A 17,518-nucleotide genomic window follows, 5' to 3' on the forward strand; every position below is an offset into this window, starting at 1 on the left:
ATGGTTACAGTCCTGTGCATAGAAGACGAAGTCGAGATCCGGAATCTCCTCGTCGAAGAGTTGAACGAAGCCGGCTACAGGACGCTCGAGGCCTCGAACGGCGCCGATGGCTTGGAAATGATCTTGTCGAAATGGCCGGATATCGTCATCAGCGACATTTCCATGCCTGTTATGGATGGGCATCAGCTTCTGGCGGAAATCCAGATCAATCATCCGGAGCTCTCCAACATTCCCTTCATCATGCTGACGGCGCTGACAGACCGGGAAAACACGCTCGCCGGCCTGCGGGCCGGGGCGGCGGATTATCTGACGAAGCCGCTCGACTTCGACCTGCTGCTTGCCAAGCTGGAGGGCTGCGTGACGCGGCTGGAGAACGATAAGGCGCTCAATCGGTCGTTTTGATGGGTGGGCGAGACCAGCGCGTCCGAAATCGTTGGCTATTCTACCGGCGTGCTGTGTGGCACCCCCTCTGGCCTGCGGGCCACCTCCCCCGCAAGGGTGGAGATCGGCAGGAGGCCTGACCTTCGCGCATCACTAACGTTGCGCAGTTTGCGGCGCTGATTGTTTGGGGAAACCGGCGCTTCCAGCCAATCTCCCTCATTGTGGGGGAGATGGCCGGCAGGCCAGAGGGGGTGTCTCACTGCATGACCGTCGGGCGCTCTGATGTCTTCGCCGTTTTTCCGAGGGATGTGCTGTAAGCTTTATCGTGCGGTCTTTCCCAACACGTCCGCCAACACCGCAAACACTCTCTCATCCAGCGTCTGCGACACATTGAACCGCATGAAATTCGTCGCCGATTGCGACAGGCTGAACGCATTGCCTGGCGCCAGCACGATCCGCTTTTCCAACGCCGCCCGCGCGACATCAGCTGCGTCGATGCCGTCCGGCAGTCGGCACCAGAGGAACATGCCGGCCTGGGGCTCAAGCCAGGGCTTTATCCCCAAACCCTTCAGGCGCGCCGAGACTTCGTTGATGGCGCGCGCCAGCCGCTGCCTGAGCATTTCCATGTGTTTGCGGTAGCCGCCGTCGCTCAAGACGTTGAGCACCAGCTCGGCCGCCATTCGGCCGCCGCCGAAGGAGGTGGCGATCTTGAGGTCGGTGAGGCCCTCGATCCATTCGGGCCTGGTGGCGATGAAGCCGCAGCGGGCGGAGGCCGAAAGCGTTTTGGAAAAGCTCCCGATATGGATGACCCGCTCGAGCCCGTCGAAAGCGGCGAGGCGGGGCGCTGCCACATATTCGAAATCGGCGAAGATATCGTCCTCGATGATGGTGAGGTCGAACTGCTCGGCGAACTTCAGCACCCGGTGGGCCGTGACGGGAGAGAGTGTCGCGCCGGTGGGATTGTGGATGGCCGAGTTGGTGATGTAGAGCCGGGGCCGATGTTCGGCGAGCGTCTGTGCGAAGAGTTCGAGATCGGGGCCTGACGGTGTGTAGGGCACGCCGACGATCTTTGCCCGGTGGGCGCGCAGCAGTGCGTGAAAGTTGAAGTAGCAGGGGTCGTCGACCAGCACCGTGTCGCCGGGTTCGAGCAGGAAACGGCAGAGAAGGTCGATCGCCTGCGTGCCGGATTCAGCGAGCAGGATCTGATCCGGCGAGGCCTCGATGCCGCGTTCGCCCATGCGCCGCGAAATCAGTTGGCGCAGCGGCGGCAGGCCGAGCGGCGAGCCGTAATCGGCAAGGGCCTTCCCCTCGGCGCGCGCAAGCGTTCTGAGCGCCCGGCGCATGCCCTCGCCGGGCAGCCAGGAGGGCGGCAGCCAGCCGCAGCCGGGCTTCAGATCGGCTTCATCCGCCTCCAGCGATTGCCGCGAAATCCAGAAGGGGTCGACGGCGCGGTCGAGCTTCGGCCCGGCCTCGGTCAGCGCGAAGGGGGCAGCCTGATTGGCGACATAGAAGCCGGAGCCCGGCCGGGACACGATCGCGCCCTCGGCGACCAGGCGCTCATAGGCGTCGACGACGGTCGAAGTCGAGAGCTTCATGCTGGCTGCGAGGCCGCGCACGGAGGGCAGCCTTGCCCCCGGCGTCAGGCTGCGCCCGGCGATGCGCTGCCGGATCGTCGCCATCACCATCTCGACGCGCGTGCGGCCCGTTATCTCTTCGTTCATCCGTACTGCCTTTTGAGCCATAACAGTTTTGCAAAATCGTATCAGACCGTCACTGTCGTGGCTATCGGTGTTGGCGGATAAGACTGGACGGCCCGTTCTTGCGAATTCGATTCAACCAACGCGCCTCAGCTTATTGTTTATGCATGCCGTTCTCTCAAGGCCGCAGGGTTTCGACGGCATGCATCTCGGAAGGAATGCATGATGGAGCGAATGACGGCAGGATGGGTCAATGGTTTGATCGGTGTGGTGATCTTCAGCGGTTCGCTGCCGGCGACGCGCGTGGCGGTGGCGCAATTCGATCCCGTCTTCCTGACCGTTGCGCGCGCGGCGATCGCCGGGCTGCTGGCGCTCTGCCTGCTGATCGTCTTTCGTGAGAAGCGGCCGGCCGGGCGCGATATCCTCTCGCTCGCCGTTGTCGCGCTCGGCGTCGTGGTGGGCTTTCCGCTGCTGACCGCGCTGGCGCTGCAGCATGTCACGTCAGCCCATTCGATCGTCTTCGTCGGTCTGCTGCCTCTTGCAACGGCCACCTTCGGGGTCATCCGCGGCGGTGAGCGGCCGAAGCCGGCCTTCTGGTTGTTCTCGGTTCTCGGCAGTACGCTCGTGGCGAGCTTTGCCCTGACGCAAGGCCTGACGGCCTCGCCGGTCGGCGATCTGCTGATGCTTGCCGCAATCCTTGCCTGCGGTCTCGGTTATGCCGAGGGCGGCAGGCTGTCGCGCACGCTCGGCGGCTGGCAGGTGATTTCCTGGGCGCTGGTCTTGTCGCTGCCGATCATGATCGCCGTCGCGTTCATCTACCGGCCGGCAAGTTTCGCCGGAATAGAAACGCCGGCGCTTGTCGGCCTTGCCTATGTCTCGCTGTTCTCGATGCTGATCGGCTTCATCTTCTGGTATCGCGGCCTCTCGCAGGGCGGCATCGCCGCCGTCGGCCAGTTGCAGCTGCTCCAGCCCTTCTTCGGTCTGGCGCTCGCCGCCACCCTGCTGCACGAGCCGGTGACGTGGGCCATGCTCGGCGTGACGGTTGCGGTCATTCTCTGCGTGATGGGCGCGCGGAAGTTCGCGAGGTAGTGGCTGCCTCAGGCCACAAAGCTGCCGCTCAATCGTCAGCAAATGGCCCTGTTATCGCCGCACCGAGCCCTTTTCAGCCTTCATCGTTGCGACCTCGCCAGCCTTTTGAGCGGCTGAGCGATCGACCGAGGCGGTCTTGCTGCCGTCCAAAATCACCGGAAAAGGAATGAAAATGATCACTCGTTATACATCCCTCGCAACGATGACGGCCGCGGTGCTCAGCCTGCTTGCTCTCAGCCCGGCATCCGCGACCGAGTTTGCCCAGGCACAACAGCAGCCGCCGGCACAGGGCCAGGCGCCCATGCAAGGACAGGGTGCTACCGGTGCGGCTTCCCCTGTCAGTGATCAGAAACTCGAGGCCTTTGCCGTTGCCTACGTGCAGGTCGATAAAGTCAGGCAGGAATATTCCGCCAAGATCGACGCGACGAAGGATCAGGCTTCGAAGCAGAAGCTGCAGGATGAAGCCAAGAAGCAGATGGTCGAAACCGTCCAGGCCTCTCCCGACATCTCCGTCGAGGAATATTCCTCGATCCTGACCGCCGCGCAAAGCGACCCGGCTCTCGCCAAGAAGGTTCTGGACAAGATCGGCACTCCGCCGCCGGCGCAGCCGCAGCAATAGGCTTTTGCCTGGAGCGGTTCAGCTTTTCATGGAGGAGCAGAACCACTCTAAGTTTTGGCGTTTACGCAATTCCGGACGGAAAACCGCTCTACACTTTCCCTGGAATTGCTTTAGGGCCGCAGTGCCCGCCAATTTGGCCGGGCGCTGCTTCGAAGCGTGATTTCTTCCGTCAGAGCCGGTCGAAAACCTCGGGCTGCAATTTGCCGATCCTCATCAGATGCTGCAGCACGTATGTCACGGAAAGAGCGTCGTCGAGCCCGTCATGCGCCCGCAACGGAGGATGGTCGACGCCGTAATAGTCGGCGAGCCTGTTGCTCGGCGTCCTTGCCAGATCTTCGATCGGCATTCCCGCTGCAAGGAGAAGCTTGACGGCGTTGTCGAAGCGGCCGGCCGGAATGGGCGGCTGAATGCCGGCTACATAGCAGCTGATAGCCACCAAGTTCATCTCATCCTTGCCCCAGGACCAGAACCGGGCGCCACCCGAGAAGCTGTCGACGGCCGCAAGCGCTTCCTGCAAGGCGACGCCATGAGCGTCGATATCCTGCTCGGTAATGTCCGTGAGATTGGTAAAGTAAGGATCGAGCGGATATCTTCTGCCGAAGCGGTCAACGGCCTTGATGTAGGACTTGTGCGTATCGAGGATCGGATATTCGCCTTCGAGACCGAGCTTCACGGCGCCGATCTGGGCGATGACGGGATCGGGATCATGCGCCGCGCACCAGAACCTGCGCTGCGAGCCTTCGACGCAAAGAAATTCACAATCGAATATGATGGCGGTCTTCATCGTCGATTCTGCTGAAACAAAAAGCGAGCTGAGGCTCGCGGACGCTACCTCATCCTGTTCACTCGTGGCAATCTCCGGACGCGGTATTTTCTGCAAGTTGCATCGAATTGAGAGCGGAGCACCAATGATGGAAATCGGCCGGCTGCTTGGCTCCGGCAAGGAGGCCGAAGTCTTCGAATACGGGGCGCTGGCGCTCAAACTCTATCGGCACCCCGCCTCGAAGGCGTCGGCGTTCCGCGAAGGGGCGAACCTTGCGATGGTCGAGAGGCTTTCGCTGCCGGCGCCGAAGGTTCATGCGGTCGGCGAGTTCGAAGGGCGCTGGGGCGTGGTGATGGAGCGGGCGCCGGCCTCGTGTTTTGCCGACCGGCTCGTCTCGACGGCAGGAGACGCTGCGTTCGGCGAAATGGCGCAGCTGCATTGCAGCATCCACAGCCAGCCGGGTGAAGGGCTGCCCTCCCTCTTGGCGCGTCTCTCGGCCAGGATCCGGCGGGCGGAGGGACTGGATGCCGCGTCGAGAAAGCGGCTGCTGTCGGCGCTCGATTCCCTTCCCGACGGCGATAGGGTCTGCCATGGCGATTTCCACCCGTGGAATATTCACGGATCAGGGCGGGGCGCGATGGTTGTCGATTGGCTCGACGCCTGCTCCGGCAATCCTCTGGCTGATGTCTGCCGAAGCTACGTGCTGCTGCGAAATGCCATGCCCGATCGAGCAATGGCCTATGTCGAGGCCTATGCCTCCGCCACCGGTGCAGAGGTCCGTGCCATCCTGGCGTGGCTTCCTGCGATCGCCGCCGCTCGCCTGGCGGAAGGGGTGGCGAAGGAGAATGACGAGCTGCTGCGGTTGGCGGAACTCCGGCACTATCCTTAGAACGACACGAGGGGCGGGCGGATTTCAAGTGCCTGTCTCAATCGGACGTCATTTGGCGGGAACGACGAGCGCCTCATCCTTGCGCACGATATAGGTCGCCAGTTCCGAAGCCCTGCCGCTGCCGACGTTCCTTGCCGAGTGCACCACGCCGGAGGGTATGAACAGCGACTGACCGGCCCTGAGTGTCACCGGCTCCCTGCCTTCGAGCTTGTATTCCAGCGTGCCCTCGAGCACGAAGGCGACCTCTTCGCCGGGATGCGAGTGGTTCGGTGCGAGCACGCCCGGAGCGATATCGACGCGCACCTGGACGACTTCGTGGCCCGGCACGTCGATATCGTTCTTGATGAGGTCGGTGCGCTCTATCGGCTGCTCCGCATGCGCTGCCGCCGCGCCGCCGAGAGCAAGGGCGAGTACCATGGCCTGGATCGTTTTCATTGTGTCATCCTTCCTGAATTGGTCGGTCCCGGCTCGTTGGCCGCGACGCCATTTCAGTCGATGATTGAACCAGGCATGTGTCGGGAAACATACCTTTTTGTAAGCTTGTGTATCTGCGAGTTACGCGAACCGCATCGCGGATCTCGCGCGCGCCTTCGCGGCCACTTCCTCGCGATCGCGAGGCGGTTGCGACGTCTCCATTGAATCGAGCAGTTCGCGGGCGCAGGCAGCGATCGAACTGACCGCGCGCTCGAACGCGGCCTCATTGCGCTTCGACGGTTTGGTCGTTCCGCTGAGCTTGCGCACGAACTGCAGCGCGGCATCGTGAATCTCTTCGTCCGTCGCCGGCGGATCGAAGTTGAACAGAGGTTTTATGTTTCGGCACATGGCTTGCTCACGTGATTTATCTTTGCCACTAGGGGAGCGGCCTTGTGTGAAAGGTAGTCGCGTGAGCGCGAAATGCAACCGCCCCAGGGGGAAGCTGCGCCCTGAACGCGTTCAGGGGATCAGCGAGCGGAAGCCGATGATTGGAGCTAGCGATGCCTTGGGAAACCTGTATTTTTTTGCAAGCGTGTGTCTCTGCGGCGCGGCCGCTTGACGTTAGAAAGAGGTAATGGATATCAAAAGCCTCGTACCTCGTGACAAACATGATCTTGCGGCAGTCTCGGCCGTCGAGAAGGCGGGCTATCCTGCGGTGGCGTCAATTCTCGATGATCTGCTGGGATGGACCGCTGACGGCAATTGGCCGGTCGCTGGACCGCTTGCGCGGTTTCTGGCATCGCTTGGCGACCCCATCGTCGAGCCTGTCATGCGTGTACTTGCAGGAAACGACTCCACCTGGAAGTATTTTTGTCTGGATCTGATTATTCGCCATCTTCCTGCTGATTGTATTGGCAGGCTGTACGAGGTGCTCTATCAGCTATCAATCAATCCGAATGACGATGATCGCGCCGAGGGCGTGGATGCGGTCGCGCGAGAAGTGCTGGCATAATTTCTTGATTGCGAGAGTGATTGTCTCCTGATCTTATCGATGCCGATGGAATAGCCTGTTTCGTTGTGCCGTGCCGTACCCCCCTCTGGCCTGCCGGCCATCTCCCCCACAAGGGTGGAGATCGGCTGGGCGTGATGGCTGCCCCAAACTACGAACGTATAGCTGCTGCACCACGGTCACAAGGGAGCGATGATCCAACCTCTTGCCGCTCTCCCTCCTTGTGGGGGAGATGCCCGGCAGGGCAGAGGGGGGTGCGCGGCACGGCTTGCCCGGCGAGGGCGATCCCGCAGCTCCCTCGTATTTCAAGCCGCCGAAGTCGAACCTCTCACGTCGAGCGTCGCAATATCCGTCACACCCCCCGACGACTCGAAATCGAAGATCTTCTGCGTCACCAGCGCGGCCGCTCCCCTTGCCCAGGAATTGTCCTCCCAGTCGGGCAGCAGCGGCGGGGCGGTGCGGAAGGTGCGGGCGGCGAGCGCGTCGCGCAGCGGCGTGAGGAAGGGATCGCCGAGGGAGACGGCTTCGCCGCCGGCGACGATGACTTCGGGGTCGGTGATGTTGACGAGGTTGGCGAGGGCGGTGCCGATGCCGCGGCCGGAATCTCCGACGAGGGTGAGGGCGGTGGCATCGCCTGAGGCGAGGGCTTCGCAGAGTTCGGGCAGGCCGAGCTCGTCGCCGCGGCCGGTCGCTTCACGCCAGCGGCGCAGCATCGAGAGTTCGGAGTGATAGGCCATCAGGCAGCCGCGCTTGCCGCATTCGCAGAGGCGGCCATTCTCCTCGAACAGGGTGTGGCCGAATTTGCCGGCAGCGCCATTGGCGCCGCGATAGAGCTTGCCGTCGATGACAAGCGCGCAGCTGATGCCGACGCCGACGGCGAGTACCGCCATGTTGCGGTGCTGGCGGCCGAGGCCGAAGAGCTGCTGGGCGATGGCATAGGCGTTGGTATCGTCCTCCAGCCAGACCGGCACGTGGACGCGGGCGGCCACCAGCGAGGCGAGCGGAACATTGTCCCATTTGAAGCGGTGGCTGCGCACGCAGGCCGTCTGCTCGTGGTTGATGACGCCGGGCATGGAGATGCCGATGCCGGCGAGCTTGGCTTTCGGCCGGCCGGCGAGCTTCACCAGTTCGGGGACGGTGGCCGCCAGGAGATCGGCGACATAATCCGGATCGTGGCCCTTCAGATCGACGCGCGTGGCGGCGAGAGGATTGGTGGCGAGATCCGTCGCCACGCACTCCACCGAATCCACCATCAGCTTGAAGCCCAAAGCGAGCGAGTGCTCGTAATTGATCTCGACCGGGATCGGTCGGCGGCCGGCGGGGCCGGGCACGGCCTTGCCCTCGGTGACGATGCCTTCCTCCAAGAGATCGGCGACGACGAAGGTGACGGCGGCGGGGCTGAGCCCGATCACCGTCGCGATATCGGCGCGGCTCCTCGGCCCTTCGCGGCGGAGAAGGTTGAGGATGAGGCGTCGGTTCATGGCTCTCGCCGTGGTCTGGTCGCCTTTCAGCTTCACGATGCATTCCTTAATTTTGTAAATTAATTATTGCGAGGTCGCACAATCTATGCATAAGTTCGGCCGCCGATCAACTGAGGCAGCCGGATTCTACGGTCGGGTTCAGGAGGCGGGATCGGCGCGTTGAATGCCTGCATGGGCACGCTCCAAGGAGGAGGCGGCTCAGCCAGGCGGTGTTGTCGATCAACCGGGAGGAATTCAATGGTATTCTCAAAGCATTTTCCCTCAACCACCCGCAGAAGCTTCCTGAAAGGAGCGGGCGCGGTTTCGGCCGCGGCGGTCACGGGCAGTTTTCCGATGCCCGCGATCGCGCAGGCGCGGGACGTCACCATCATCTCGTCGGAAAATAACGGCGCGGCGCTCGATGCGCTGAAGGCGATCGCGGCGGGCTTCGGCAAGGAAGCCGGGGTCAACGTCGTCATCAACAATATGGACCACGAGGCCCACAAGACGGCGATCCGCAACTATCTCGTCGCCGGCGCCCCCGATGTCTGCTTCTGGTTCTCGGGCAACCGCATGCGCGCCTTCGTCAAGCGCGGGTTGTTCGATGATATTTCTGACCTTTTCGAGAAGGAAAAATACAAGGACGTGCTGGGTGCGACGGCCGGCGCCGTCACCGAAGACGGCAAGCAATACGGCCTTCCGACCGGCGGCACGCTCTGGGGCATGTTCTACCGCAAAGACGTGTTCGATCAATATGGGCTGACCGTGCCGAAGACGGCGGAAGAGTTCCTGGCCTATGGCGACAAGTGCAAGGCGGCAGGCATCACCCCGGTTGCGATCGGCACCAAGGAATTGTGGCCGGCGGCCGGCTGGTTCGATCAGATGAACCTTCGCATCAACGGGCTCGACAGGCACATGGCACTGATGAACGGTGAGATGAGCTATCTCGATCCGGCGCTGACCCCGGTCTTCGACCAGTGGGAAGCGATGATTTCAAAGGGCTTCTTCACGCCGAACCACACCTCTTTCGGCTGGCAGGAGGCGGCAGCACTGCTGGCGCAGAATAAGGCCGGCATGATGAACCTCGGCGCCTTCCTGCGCTCGGCCTTCACCGAGGCTGATCTGCCGCAGCTTGCTTACGCGACCTTCCCGGTGCTCGATCCGAAGATCGGCCATTTCGAGGAATTCTCGGTCAACTCAGTCCATATTCCCGCCAAGGCGAAGAATAAGCAGGGCGCGCGCGAGTTCCTCGCCTATTTCTACAAGCCGGAGAACCTGGCGGCTTATCTGGAGCCGGGCGGCAACGTGCCGCCGCGCAACGACCTGCCGGCGAGCAAGGACCCGCTCGTCAATGTCGCCGTCGAAACGATGAAGACGGTGCAGGGCGCCTCGCAATATTACGACCGCGACAGCGATCCAGACATGGCCCAGGCCGGCCTCGTCGGCTTCCAGGAATTCATGGCCAAGCCCGACCGGCGCAAGGCGATCCTGACGCGGCTCGAGGGGACGCGGAAGCGGATTTATAAGATCTGATCGTTGGCGAACGCGCCCTGAAGCTGCCCCTCACCCTAACCCTCTCCCCGTAAGAACGGGGAGAGGGGACGTGCCCTGCGAGACGTGTGCGAGGGACCGAGAGGTTGCGGCTATCTTCCTTCGCCCCGTGAGCGGGGAGAAGGTGCCGGCAGGCGGATGAGGGGCCCCCCACGACGCGCGCCGGATGAGGGGCAGGCGGCGGTCTAACCACACACGAGGTTCCTGAAATGCAGACAACATGGCGCCGCCAGCGGTGGTGGCTGACTCCGGTTTTGCTCATCGCGCCTGCGATCCTGCTATTCTCCACCGTCATCCTGCTGTCGGCGGTCAGGAGCGTCTGGATCAGCTTTCACGAATGGGACGGCTTCGGGCCGATGGTGTGGATCGGGCTCGGCAATTACGTCGAGCTCTACAACGATCCGCAGTTCTACGTGTCGCTGAAGAACAATCTGATCTGGCTCGTCATGTTCATGGCCGCGCCCCCGATCGGGCTCGCCATCGCGCTCCTGGTCAACCAGAAAATATCAGGCATGCGCTTCCTGAAATCGTTGTTCTTCATCCCGCTGGTGCTGGCCTCGGTCACGGTGGGCGTCGTCTTCACCTGGGTCTATACGCCGGAGTTCGGGCTGCTGGCGCTGATCTTCCGGGCTTTCGGGGCGGTGGCGCCGGCGGTGCTTTCCGATGAGCATTTCGTCACCTTCGCGATCGTCATCGCCGCACTCTGGCCGCAGATCACCTTCTGCATGGTGCTTTATCTCGCCGGCCTCAACAATCTGAGCGAAGAGCTGATCGGGGCGGGCCGCGTCGATGGCGCTCGGGGCTGGAATATGCTGCGCCACATCGTGCTGCCGCAGCTGACCCAGGTCACCTTCATCGCCATTGCCGTCACCGTCGTCGGCGCGCTGCGCTCCTTCGATATGATCTCGGTGATGACGGCCGGCGGGCCGTTCGGCTCCTCCTCGGTGCTTGCCTACCAGATGTACGAGCAGTCGATCTTTTCCTACCGCTTCGGCTACGGCGCGGCGATCGCCTCGGTGCTCTTCGTGATCATGGCCGTCTTCATCGCCTGGTATCTCACCCACATCATCCGCAGCGAAGAGAGGGGAGGCTGATGTATCCTCGTCCGATACCCGAAACCGCGATCTGGCAGCGCCGCCTCTATGTGTCTGCCGTCGTCCTCGTGCTCATCCTCTGGCTTTGCCCGCTCTTTGCGATCGTGCTGACCTCCTTCCGCTCGACGGCTGACGTGATGGGCGGCAATCTCTGGGGCTGGCCGACCGAGATCGGCGTCATCGACAATTACCGGGCAGTCTTCACCGACACGCCGATGGCGCGCTATTTCCTCAACAGCCTGATCATCACCATTCCCTCGGTGATCGGCGTGCTCGTCATGTCGACGCTCGCGGGCTTCGTGCTGTCGCGCTACCGGTTTCGCGGCAACATGCTGATCTTCGCGCTCTTCGTCGGCGGCAATTTCCTGCCGCACCAGATCATGATGATCCCTGTGCGCGACCTGATGGTGCGGCTCGACCTGATCGATACGACTGTGGCGCTGATCATCTTCCACGTCGCCTTCCAGACGGGGTTCGCCACACTCTTCATGCGCAATTTCATCGCGGCGCTGCCGGACGAGTTGTTCCAGGCGGCCCGCGCCGAAGGCGCTTCGCCGTTCCAGACGCTCATCCATGTGGTGATCCCGCTGGTGCGGCCGGCGCTCGCCGCGCTTGCCATCCTGATCTTCACCTTCGTCTGGAACGATTATTTCTGGGCCGTGGTGCTGACCGTCAGCGACAGCGTCAAGCCCGTGACGGCAGGCCTTGCCAATCTGCGCGGCGAATGGGTCTCGGCCTGGAACCTGGTTTCAGCAGGCACGATCGTCGTCGCCGTGCCGCCCGTCGTGATGTTCTTCCTGATGCAGCGGCATTTCATCACCGGCCTCACCATGGGGGCGGTGAAGGGATGAGCCGGCGTCTTCCGTTTCAACAAGAGAGGGCCAGGACATGACCAGTCTCGAACTTCGTGCGATCAACAAGAACTACGGCGCCTATCACGCGCTGCGCGGCATCGATCTTTCCGTGGCACAGGGCGAGTTCATCGTCATGGTCGGTCCGTCAGGCTGCGGCAAGTCCACGCTGTTGAAGAGCATTGCCGGGCTGGAGGCGATCTCCTCGGGCCAGATCCTGATCAACGGCCGTGATGTGAGCCGGCAGGAGCCGGGCGATCGCGGCATCGCCATGGTCTTCCAATCCTATGCGCTTTATCCGCACATGACGGTGGCGGAGAATATGGGCTTTGGCCTGCGCATGGCCAAACGCCCGAAGGCCGAGATCGATGCGGCGGTCGACCGCGCCGCCAAGATCCTGCGCATCGACGACCAGCTGGACAAGCGGCCGAAGCAGCTTTCCGGCGGCCAGCGGCAGCGCGTGGCGATCGGCCGGGCGATCACCCGCTCGCCCGAGGTGTTCCTGTTCGACGAGCCGCTGTCGAACCTCGATGCGGCGCTCCGCACCCAGATGCGCGTCGAGCTCAGCAGCCTGCATGCCGAGCTCGGCGCCACCATGGTCTATGTCACCCACGACCAAGTGGAGGCGATGACCATGGCAAGCCGCATCGTCGTGTTGAACAAGGGGATCATCGAGCAGGTCGGCTCGCCGCTGGAGCTTTACCGCAACCCCGACAATCTCTTCGTCGCCGGCTTCCTCGGCGCCCCGCGCATGAATTTCCTCGGCGTCACCATCGATGCCGTCTCCGGCCGCAGCGTCACCGTTTCCGCGCCCGGACTTTCGCCGCTGACGGTGGAGCTTGCCCAGCCGACGGCACTTGCGAAAGGCGCGGCTCTCACGCTCGGCGTGCGCCCGGAGGCGATCTCTGTTGTCGCCGAGGGCAGCGAGGGCGGGGCCGTGCATGGCGAAGTCCGCCTCGTCGAGCATCTCGGCCGCGAGACCATTCTCTATGTCGATGCCGGCAATCTCCGCACCATCGCGTCGGAAAGCGGCACCGGCAACATCACTGCGCAGCTCTCCTATGTTGCGCCCTTCGCCGCCGGGCAGAAGGTGGCGCTGAAGCTCGATGCGGAGGAGCTCTATCTCTTCTCCCCCGATGGCGGCCGCACGATCAGCGCCCGCAAGACCATTCTCGACAAATAAGGAAAGACCGCCCGTGTCCGACAAGACCCTCTCCGCATGGAACACCGTCCAGACCGACCGCTTCCTCGTCGGTGTGCCGCATTATCCCGAGCATGTCGACGAAAGCTATTGGGAGCGCGATGCCGAGCGCATGGCGAAAGCCGGCTTCAATGTCGTGCGCATGGCCGAATTCGCCTGGCATATTCTGGAGCCGAAGCTCGGCACCTTCAATTTCGATCTCTTCGACCGCGCCATAGCAATCCTCGGGCGCCACGGCATCGATACGATCATGTGCACGCCGACGGCCACACCGCCGCGCTGGCTGACCGCGGCGCACCCTGAAATTTTAAGGGTCGACGGCAAGGGCCGGCCGATGAGCCACGGCTCGCGCCAGCATTGCGACACGGCAAGCCCCGTCTTCCGCGAGCACAGCAAGCGCATCACCCGGGCGATGGCCGAGCACTATCGCGGCAATCCCCATGTCGTGGGCTGGCAGACCGACAATGAGCTGAACACCAGCATGCCTGAGAGCTTTTCCCAGGCGACGCTCAGCGAATTTCAGGCGTACCTGGCCGATAAATACCACGAGATATCAAAGCTCAACGCCGCCTGGGGCGGCGATTTCTGGGCGACGGCCTATGACAGTTTCGACCAGGTGGTGCTGCCGATCGAATTCGGCCCGACCTTCCCGAGCCCCGGCCATCTGCAGGATTATCACCGCTTCCTCGCCTTCTCAACCGCGCGCTTCCAGCACGATCAGGTGGAGATCCTGCGGGCGGTCAAACCCTCGTGGTTCGTCTTCCACAATCTCGGGGGCCTCAGGGATATCGATTTCCGCGGCCAGTTCAGCAAGGATCTCGATTTCGTCGGCTACGACATCTATCCCATGCTCTATGACGAGTTCATGCGGCTCGGCAACCACGCCAAGGTGCAGGCGCTGCACCTCGATATCTGCCGCGGCTTTTCCGGCAATTACATCGTGCCCGAGCAGCAATCGGGCTTCGGCAGCCAGCCGGGCTTCTGCACGCTGACGCCGGAGCCGGGCGAGCTGCGCCGCATGGCGCTCTCCTCCGTTGCCCATGGTGCCGACGGCCTGATGTTCTTCCGCTGGCGGCCCGCCCATTTCGGCGCCGAGATCTATTGGATGGGCATCATCGACCATGACGATATCGGCCGCCACCGCTATGAGGAGGCCACGCGCTTCGCGACCGAGATGACGGCGCTGGCGCCGAAGATCCTCGGCACGCATGTGCGGATGGATGTCGGCATCGCCGGCTCCGATTTCGACAATCAGGAAGCCCACAAGACCTATCCGATCGGCCTGCCGAGCCCGCAGGACGATGCGATCCTGCTGCATCAGCATTGTTATGACAGGGGCATCGCCTGCGGCTTCATCCACCCCGAGGACGATCTTTCCAGGCTGAAGCTCTTCTATGTGCCCCATTGGGTGATGTGGAAGGACGAATGGACGGCGAGGCTCGAAGCCTTCGCCGCATCCGGCGGCACCGTCGTCATCGGCGCGCGCACCGGCACCCGCAATGAGGACAACCACGTCATCCGCGAAACCGCGCCCGGCACCGCGCTTTCCAAGCTGACGGGCGTGCGCGTCGAAGATTTCGGCCGCTTGGCCGCCCCCGGCGCCAACGGTCTCTTCGACGTGATGGAGCGCTCCGGCGGCCTCGTCATCCCGCCGAACAAGCCGGCCGAAAGCCACCGCCGCCAGCGCCGCTTCAAGATCGGCAACCGCGAAATGACGGCCGGCCATTTCTACGAAAACCTCACCATCGCCCCCGACGTCGAGGTCATCGCCGCCTGGTCCAACCGCTACGCCGAAGGCCAGCCGATGGCGACCTCCCGCAAGATCGGCAAGGGGCAGGTGGTTTATCTCGGGACGTATCTCACGCCTGATCTGACCGAGACGCTGACCGAACGGCTGTTTGCGCCGGCAGGCGTGGAGCCGCTGGTCGGCGGGCTGCCCGAGGGGGTGGAGGTGACGATGCGGATGAATGACGCGCGGCGGCTGCTGTTTGTGCAGAATTATATGGATCAGCCGGTGACTGTGGGTGGGGTGCCGGCCGGGCGGGATTTGCTGGATGGGGAGAAGATGGTGAAGGGGAGGCTGGAGCTTGGGGGGTATGGGTGTGCGATTGTGGAGTTGGAGGGGTGAGGGGTGAGGTTTACGCGCACCAAAGGCATAAAAGGAGAGTGTCTGCGCTTTTCCGCTGGTGGAGTGAGTTTGGCAGTTTGCAGATGGCGATATCCCCGCCAGCTTTATTGATGACCACCTGCCGAAGCGGATAATGTGGTGGTTGAAAATATGTGAGTTACGTCGGCGTATAAGTTGTGATGATCGTGCATGCTGTCTATCTTCCCTGCATACGCGAGGAAGAGCATGACCAACGAAGATTTCTACGCATCCCTAAATGACGACAATGATATCGCATTTACGCAGGTAGTCGAAATGCTCGACACCAAACTCGGGGATAATCTTGCCTCCTTGGGCGACAGGGACGATCCAAGATATCTTCAGCAAGATTATATGAACAAGGTTGTAGCGGCGGCGGCGGCGCTCGACATTGAAGAGATTGCTGCCTTTGGTGTCCCGGGGATACAGAACAATTTCACAGAAATATACGACGAATTTGTCCTAGCGCTCCAGCGTTTCGTAATGAGAGTTTCGCTTCGGAAGGTTCGGACCGGCAAGGTGTACTCAGTTGAGTTGCCGCCAGCTGACAAGGAGCGCATCCACGGGTTGGTGCGGGAAATAAGAAGTGTCATTGAGGCTGCTGACCTTGATGAAAAGAAAAGAAACACGCTCTACGCCAAGCTGAATGCGTTTGACGCTGACGTTGATCGGGCAAGGACGCCCTTCAATAACGCTATGTTGATGGCGCTCGACATCGCACACGTAGTGAAGACCTACGGCGAGGCCTTGAACCCACTCAGCGAGTTTCTGAAACGGATCAACGATCTTCTAGCTTCCGCAAAGAGTAAAGAGCCAGAGCAGTCTCAACTTCCCCCTCCAGAAGAGAAAAAAAGGCTGCCGCCTCCGCCGAAACAAATCGAGGGGCCAAATCTATCGCGAGATCTAGACGCTGATATTCCGTTTTGAGAAAAAGAAACCTAGTGGTTCCGAATACATGGGTGCGCAAGCGCAACTAAATGGCCTTGATCCGTCCGCGCCTAACAGATCACCATGGAATTATGGCAGCGCAAGCCGAGCTCGATTTTGCGATTCCTTTTTTCGATGAGGACATACCCCTGTATGTCGATCCCTTCATGCTTTGGCGGTCTCCGTCGCAGCAGGATCAAGCTCTCCATACCAGCCTCGTCAACGCATTCAATCACTTGGGTTACCTCGCCTTTAAGGGAAATGAAGATCAAGCGGTGAAGACCCTCATCGCCGCATCTGAATGCGACGAGGTCGGGCTTGGCTCATCTGCAACTCGCAAAGGCAAGCGCATCGGTGAAAGGAAAGCTCAAGAGATTATAGAGCTATTTAAGCGGATTCCATATTATGCTCAGCGGGGTTTCCGTCACTTCGAAGAGATCCAGTTTTTCGTCGATGGAATTTCCAAGGATCGCATCAGCGACATAAGCTGTAGCTTTCTGAAATCCTTCTTAATCGAGTTTACGATTCAACAATGCGATAAGATTGGAATTTCTAGGCAGTCGGTCAACGTGGAACACGTCTACGATTACCGAAAGAATCTCTTCGAGACTCAATGCGGCATATCTCTTCCAGTTCATCCCAGCGACGGTAGGCCACTCCTGTTCGTTCCGAAACGATGGCTCAGGTTTGCGCCATGGATCAACTATGATGAGTATTTTACCGATTATTGTCCTCAAGATGAGGTGTCGCGTACTCCAGAAGAGCTTATGCGCGTCGAAGTCCTAGACTACAACCGAGACCACTATGGTGTAGTGGATGCTTATATCCAGGCCAAAGAGCGGACATTTGAAGATTGCAAAAACGATCCGCTTTTTTCGCAGATTCCGGTCACGTCCGCAAAACGCAAGTTTGCTCTCATCAGGAAGCTTCCCACTGGGAAGGATGATAACGCCGACAAAAAATATGAAGATGCCATTGGGCAGCTGCTGCCGTCTATGCTTTATCCTAAGCTGGACTTCGCTCAAGAGCAGGCCCGGACCGACAGCGGTGTGAGTATCCGCGATCTCATATTCTATAACACGGCGAGTACACCATTCCTACGTGATATTCACAAAGACTATGGGTCGCGGCAGATTACAATGGAGATGAAGAATGTGCACGCGGTGGAGCGGGAGCATGTAGACCAGCTCAATCGATATTTGGCGGATGAGTTAGGGAAATTTGGATTATTTGTCACTCGAAACCCACTAAAAAAGGCAGTTCTTACGAGGACCATAGACTTGTGGTCAGGTCAACGGAAGGCAATTGTTACGTTGACGGACGAGGACATCGGTCAGATGGTTGAGCTATTCGAGAGCAGGCAACGTGATCCGTTAGACGTGATCGTCAAAAAGTACAGTGAGTTTAGGGCCCTGTGTCCGTGAGGA

Annotated in this window: 17 protein-coding genes; 12 read left to right on the top strand and 5 right to left on the bottom strand. The window is 61.1% G+C overall.

What is annotated here, in order from left to right; all coding sequences use genetic code 11:
* Entirely contained in the window at window positions 1-402 is a 402-nt protein-coding gene (locus ACQ7C1_RS12235) for a response regulator (RefSeq protein WP_430958440.1), read from the top strand.
* Between the two features lie 299 nt (window positions 403-701).
* Here ACQ7C1_RS12235 and ACQ7C1_RS12240 read toward each other — a convergent pair whose 3' ends face one another.
* Complete coding sequence (locus ACQ7C1_RS12240) at window positions 702-2,123, bottom strand: PLP-dependent aminotransferase family protein (protein WP_430958441.1); 1,422 nt, start codon at window positions 2,121-2,123, stop codon at window positions 702-704.
* 180 nt (window positions 2,124-2,303) lie between these two features.
* Here ACQ7C1_RS12240 and ACQ7C1_RS12245 point away from each other — a divergent pair, with 180 nt between their 5' ends.
* On the top strand, window positions 2,304-3,167 hold the full coding sequence (locus tag ACQ7C1_RS12245) for a DMT family transporter (protein ID WP_430958476.1): 864 nt from the start codon (window positions 2,304-2,306) through the stop codon (window positions 3,165-3,167).
* Window positions 3,168-3,339: 172 nt separating this feature from the next.
* Complete coding sequence (locus ACQ7C1_RS12250) at window positions 3,340-3,786, top strand: DUF4168 domain-containing protein (protein WP_430958477.1); 447 nt, start codon at window positions 3,340-3,342, stop codon at window positions 3,784-3,786.
* Window positions 3,787-3,955: 169 nt separating this feature from the next.
* Here ACQ7C1_RS12250 and ACQ7C1_RS12255 read toward each other — a convergent pair whose 3' ends face one another.
* Window positions 3,956-4,570 carry a 3'-5' exonuclease gene (locus ACQ7C1_RS12255; protein WP_430958442.1) on the bottom strand — a complete coding sequence of 205 codons (615 nt, stop codon included), beginning with the start codon at window positions 4,568-4,570 and terminating at the stop codon, window positions 3,956-3,958.
* 124 nt (window positions 4,571-4,694) lie between these two features.
* Between ACQ7C1_RS12255 and ACQ7C1_RS12260 the strand changes: the two genes are divergently transcribed.
* Window positions 4,695-5,438 carry an aminoglycoside phosphotransferase family protein gene (locus ACQ7C1_RS12260; protein ID WP_430958443.1) on the top strand — a complete coding sequence of 248 codons (744 nt, stop codon included), beginning with the start codon at window positions 4,695-4,697 and terminating at the stop codon, window positions 5,436-5,438.
* Between the two features lie 48 nt (window positions 5,439-5,486).
* On the opposite strand, the gene ACQ7C1_RS12265 is transcribed toward ACQ7C1_RS12260, so the two are convergent.
* Together ACQ7C1_RS12265 and ACQ7C1_RS12270 are read right to left on the bottom strand one after the other, a co-directional pair.
* Window positions 5,487-5,873, bottom strand: coding sequence for a cupin domain-containing protein (locus ACQ7C1_RS12265; protein ID WP_430958444.1), 387 nt, complete (start codon window positions 5,871-5,873; stop codon window positions 5,487-5,489).
* 120 nt (window positions 5,874-5,993) lie between these two features.
* Window positions 5,994-6,260, bottom strand: coding sequence for a DUF2277 domain-containing protein (locus tag ACQ7C1_RS12270; protein WP_064705431.1), 267 nt, complete (start codon window positions 6,258-6,260; stop codon window positions 5,994-5,996).
* Window positions 6,261-6,486: 226 nt separating this feature from the next.
* On the opposite strand from ACQ7C1_RS12270, the gene ACQ7C1_RS12275 reads away from it, so the two are divergent.
* Window positions 6,487-6,864: a DUF5071 domain-containing protein gene (locus tag ACQ7C1_RS12275; RefSeq protein ID WP_064705430.1), complete on the top strand. Its 378-nt coding sequence runs from the start codon at window positions 6,487-6,489 to the stop codon at window positions 6,862-6,864.
* Window positions 6,865-7,166: 302 nt separating this feature from the next.
* Here the strand turns inward: ACQ7C1_RS12275 and ACQ7C1_RS12280 are convergent, their stop codons facing one another.
* Window positions 7,167-8,378 (bottom strand): ROK family protein, encoded by a 1,212-nt coding sequence (locus tag ACQ7C1_RS12280; RefSeq protein WP_430958445.1) that lies wholly within the window; start codon window positions 8,376-8,378, stop codon window positions 7,167-7,169.
* Window positions 8,379-8,579: 201 nt separating this feature from the next.
* Here ACQ7C1_RS12280 and ACQ7C1_RS12285 point away from each other — a divergent pair, with 201 nt between their 5' ends.
* The 7 genes from ACQ7C1_RS12285 to ACQ7C1_RS12315 all read left to right on the top strand — a co-directional run bounded on the left by ACQ7C1_RS12285 (window position 8,580) and on the right by ACQ7C1_RS12315 (window position 17,515).
* Complete coding sequence (locus ACQ7C1_RS12285; RefSeq protein ID WP_430958446.1) at window positions 8,580-9,854, top strand: ABC transporter substrate-binding protein; 1,275 nt, start codon at window positions 8,580-8,582, stop codon at window positions 9,852-9,854.
* Between the two features lie 227 nt (window positions 9,855-10,081).
* Window positions 10,082-10,966: a carbohydrate ABC transporter permease gene (locus tag ACQ7C1_RS12290; protein ID WP_430958447.1), complete on the top strand. Its 885-nt coding sequence runs from the start codon at window positions 10,082-10,084 to the stop codon at window positions 10,964-10,966.
* Window positions 10,966-11,817 (top strand): carbohydrate ABC transporter permease, encoded by an 852-nt coding sequence (locus tag ACQ7C1_RS12295; RefSeq protein WP_430958448.1) that lies wholly within the window; start codon window positions 10,966-10,968, stop codon window positions 11,815-11,817. Before ACQ7C1_RS12290 ends, ACQ7C1_RS12295 begins: the two co-directional genes overlap by 1 nt.
* A gap of 37 nt (window positions 11,818-11,854) precedes the next feature.
* Complete coding sequence (locus ACQ7C1_RS12300; protein WP_430958449.1) at window positions 11,855-13,000, top strand: ABC transporter ATP-binding protein; 1,146 nt, start codon at window positions 11,855-11,857, stop codon at window positions 12,998-13,000.
* Between the two features lie 13 nt (window positions 13,001-13,013).
* Window positions 13,014-15,146 carry a beta-galactosidase gene (locus ACQ7C1_RS12305; RefSeq protein WP_430958450.1) on the top strand — a complete coding sequence of 711 codons (2,133 nt, stop codon included), beginning with the start codon at window positions 13,014-13,016 and terminating at the stop codon, window positions 15,144-15,146.
* A 225-nt stretch (window positions 15,147-15,371) separates the two neighbouring features.
* Window positions 15,372-16,091, top strand: coding sequence for a hypothetical protein (locus ACQ7C1_RS12310; protein WP_430958451.1), 720 nt, complete (start codon window positions 15,372-15,374; stop codon window positions 16,089-16,091).
* Window positions 16,092-16,141: 50 nt separating this feature from the next.
* The gene (locus ACQ7C1_RS12315) at window positions 16,142-17,515 is read left to right on the top strand and encodes a hypothetical protein (protein WP_430958452.1); all 1,374 of its coding nucleotides are present in this window, start codon (window positions 16,142-16,144) and stop codon (window positions 17,513-17,515) included.
* Window positions 17,516-17,518 lie beyond the last annotated feature (3 nt).

The organism is Rhizobium sp. Nf11,1, assembly GCF_050587665.1.
Taxonomy (GTDB): domain Bacteria; phylum Pseudomonadota; class Alphaproteobacteria; order Rhizobiales; family Rhizobiaceae; genus Rhizobium.

Excerpts from the sequence above, each read along its gene's own strand:
- ACQ7C1_RS12235 (WP_430958440.1), top strand. The coding sequence starts at position 1 with ATGGTTACAGTCCTGTGCATAGAAGACGAAGTCGAGATCCGGAATCTC.
- ACQ7C1_RS12240 (WP_430958441.1), bottom strand. The coding sequence starts at position 2,123 with ATGGCTCAAAAGGCAGTACGGATGAACGAAGAGATAACGGGCCGCACG.
- ACQ7C1_RS12245 (WP_430958476.1), top strand. The coding sequence starts at position 2,304 with ATGGAGCGAATGACGGCAGGATGGGTCAATGGTTTGATCGGTGTGGTG.
- ACQ7C1_RS12250 (WP_430958477.1), top strand. The coding sequence starts at position 3,340 with ATGATCACTCGTTATACATCCCTCGCAACGATGACGGCCGCGGTGCTC.
- ACQ7C1_RS12255 (WP_430958442.1), bottom strand. The coding sequence starts at position 4,570 with ATGAAGACCGCCATCATATTCGATTGTGAATTTCTTTGCGTCGAAGGC.
- ACQ7C1_RS12260 (WP_430958443.1), top strand. The coding sequence starts at position 4,695 with ATGATGGAAATCGGCCGGCTGCTTGGCTCCGGCAAGGAGGCCGAAGTC.
- ACQ7C1_RS12265 (WP_430958444.1), bottom strand. The coding sequence starts at position 5,873 with ATGAAAACGATCCAGGCCATGGTACTCGCCCTTGCTCTCGGCGGCGCG.
- ACQ7C1_RS12270 (WP_064705431.1), bottom strand. The coding sequence starts at position 6,260 with ATGTGCCGAAACATAAAACCTCTGTTCAACTTCGATCCGCCGGCGACG.
- ACQ7C1_RS12275 (WP_064705430.1), top strand. The coding sequence starts at position 6,487 with ATGGATATCAAAAGCCTCGTACCTCGTGACAAACATGATCTTGCGGCA.
- ACQ7C1_RS12285 (WP_430958446.1), top strand. The coding sequence starts at position 8,580 with ATGGTATTCTCAAAGCATTTTCCCTCAACCACCCGCAGAAGCTTCCTG.
- ACQ7C1_RS12290 (WP_430958447.1), top strand. The coding sequence starts at position 10,082 with ATGCAGACAACATGGCGCCGCCAGCGGTGGTGGCTGACTCCGGTTTTG.
- ACQ7C1_RS12295 (WP_430958448.1), top strand. The coding sequence starts at position 10,966 with ATGTATCCTCGTCCGATACCCGAAACCGCGATCTGGCAGCGCCGCCTC.
- ACQ7C1_RS12300 (WP_430958449.1), top strand. The coding sequence starts at position 11,855 with ATGACCAGTCTCGAACTTCGTGCGATCAACAAGAACTACGGCGCCTAT.
- ACQ7C1_RS12310 (WP_430958451.1), top strand. The coding sequence starts at position 15,372 with ATGACCAACGAAGATTTCTACGCATCCCTAAATGACGACAATGATATC.
- ACQ7C1_RS12315 (WP_430958452.1), top strand. The coding sequence starts at position 16,142 with ATGGCCTTGATCCGTCCGCGCCTAACAGATCACCATGGAATTATGGCA.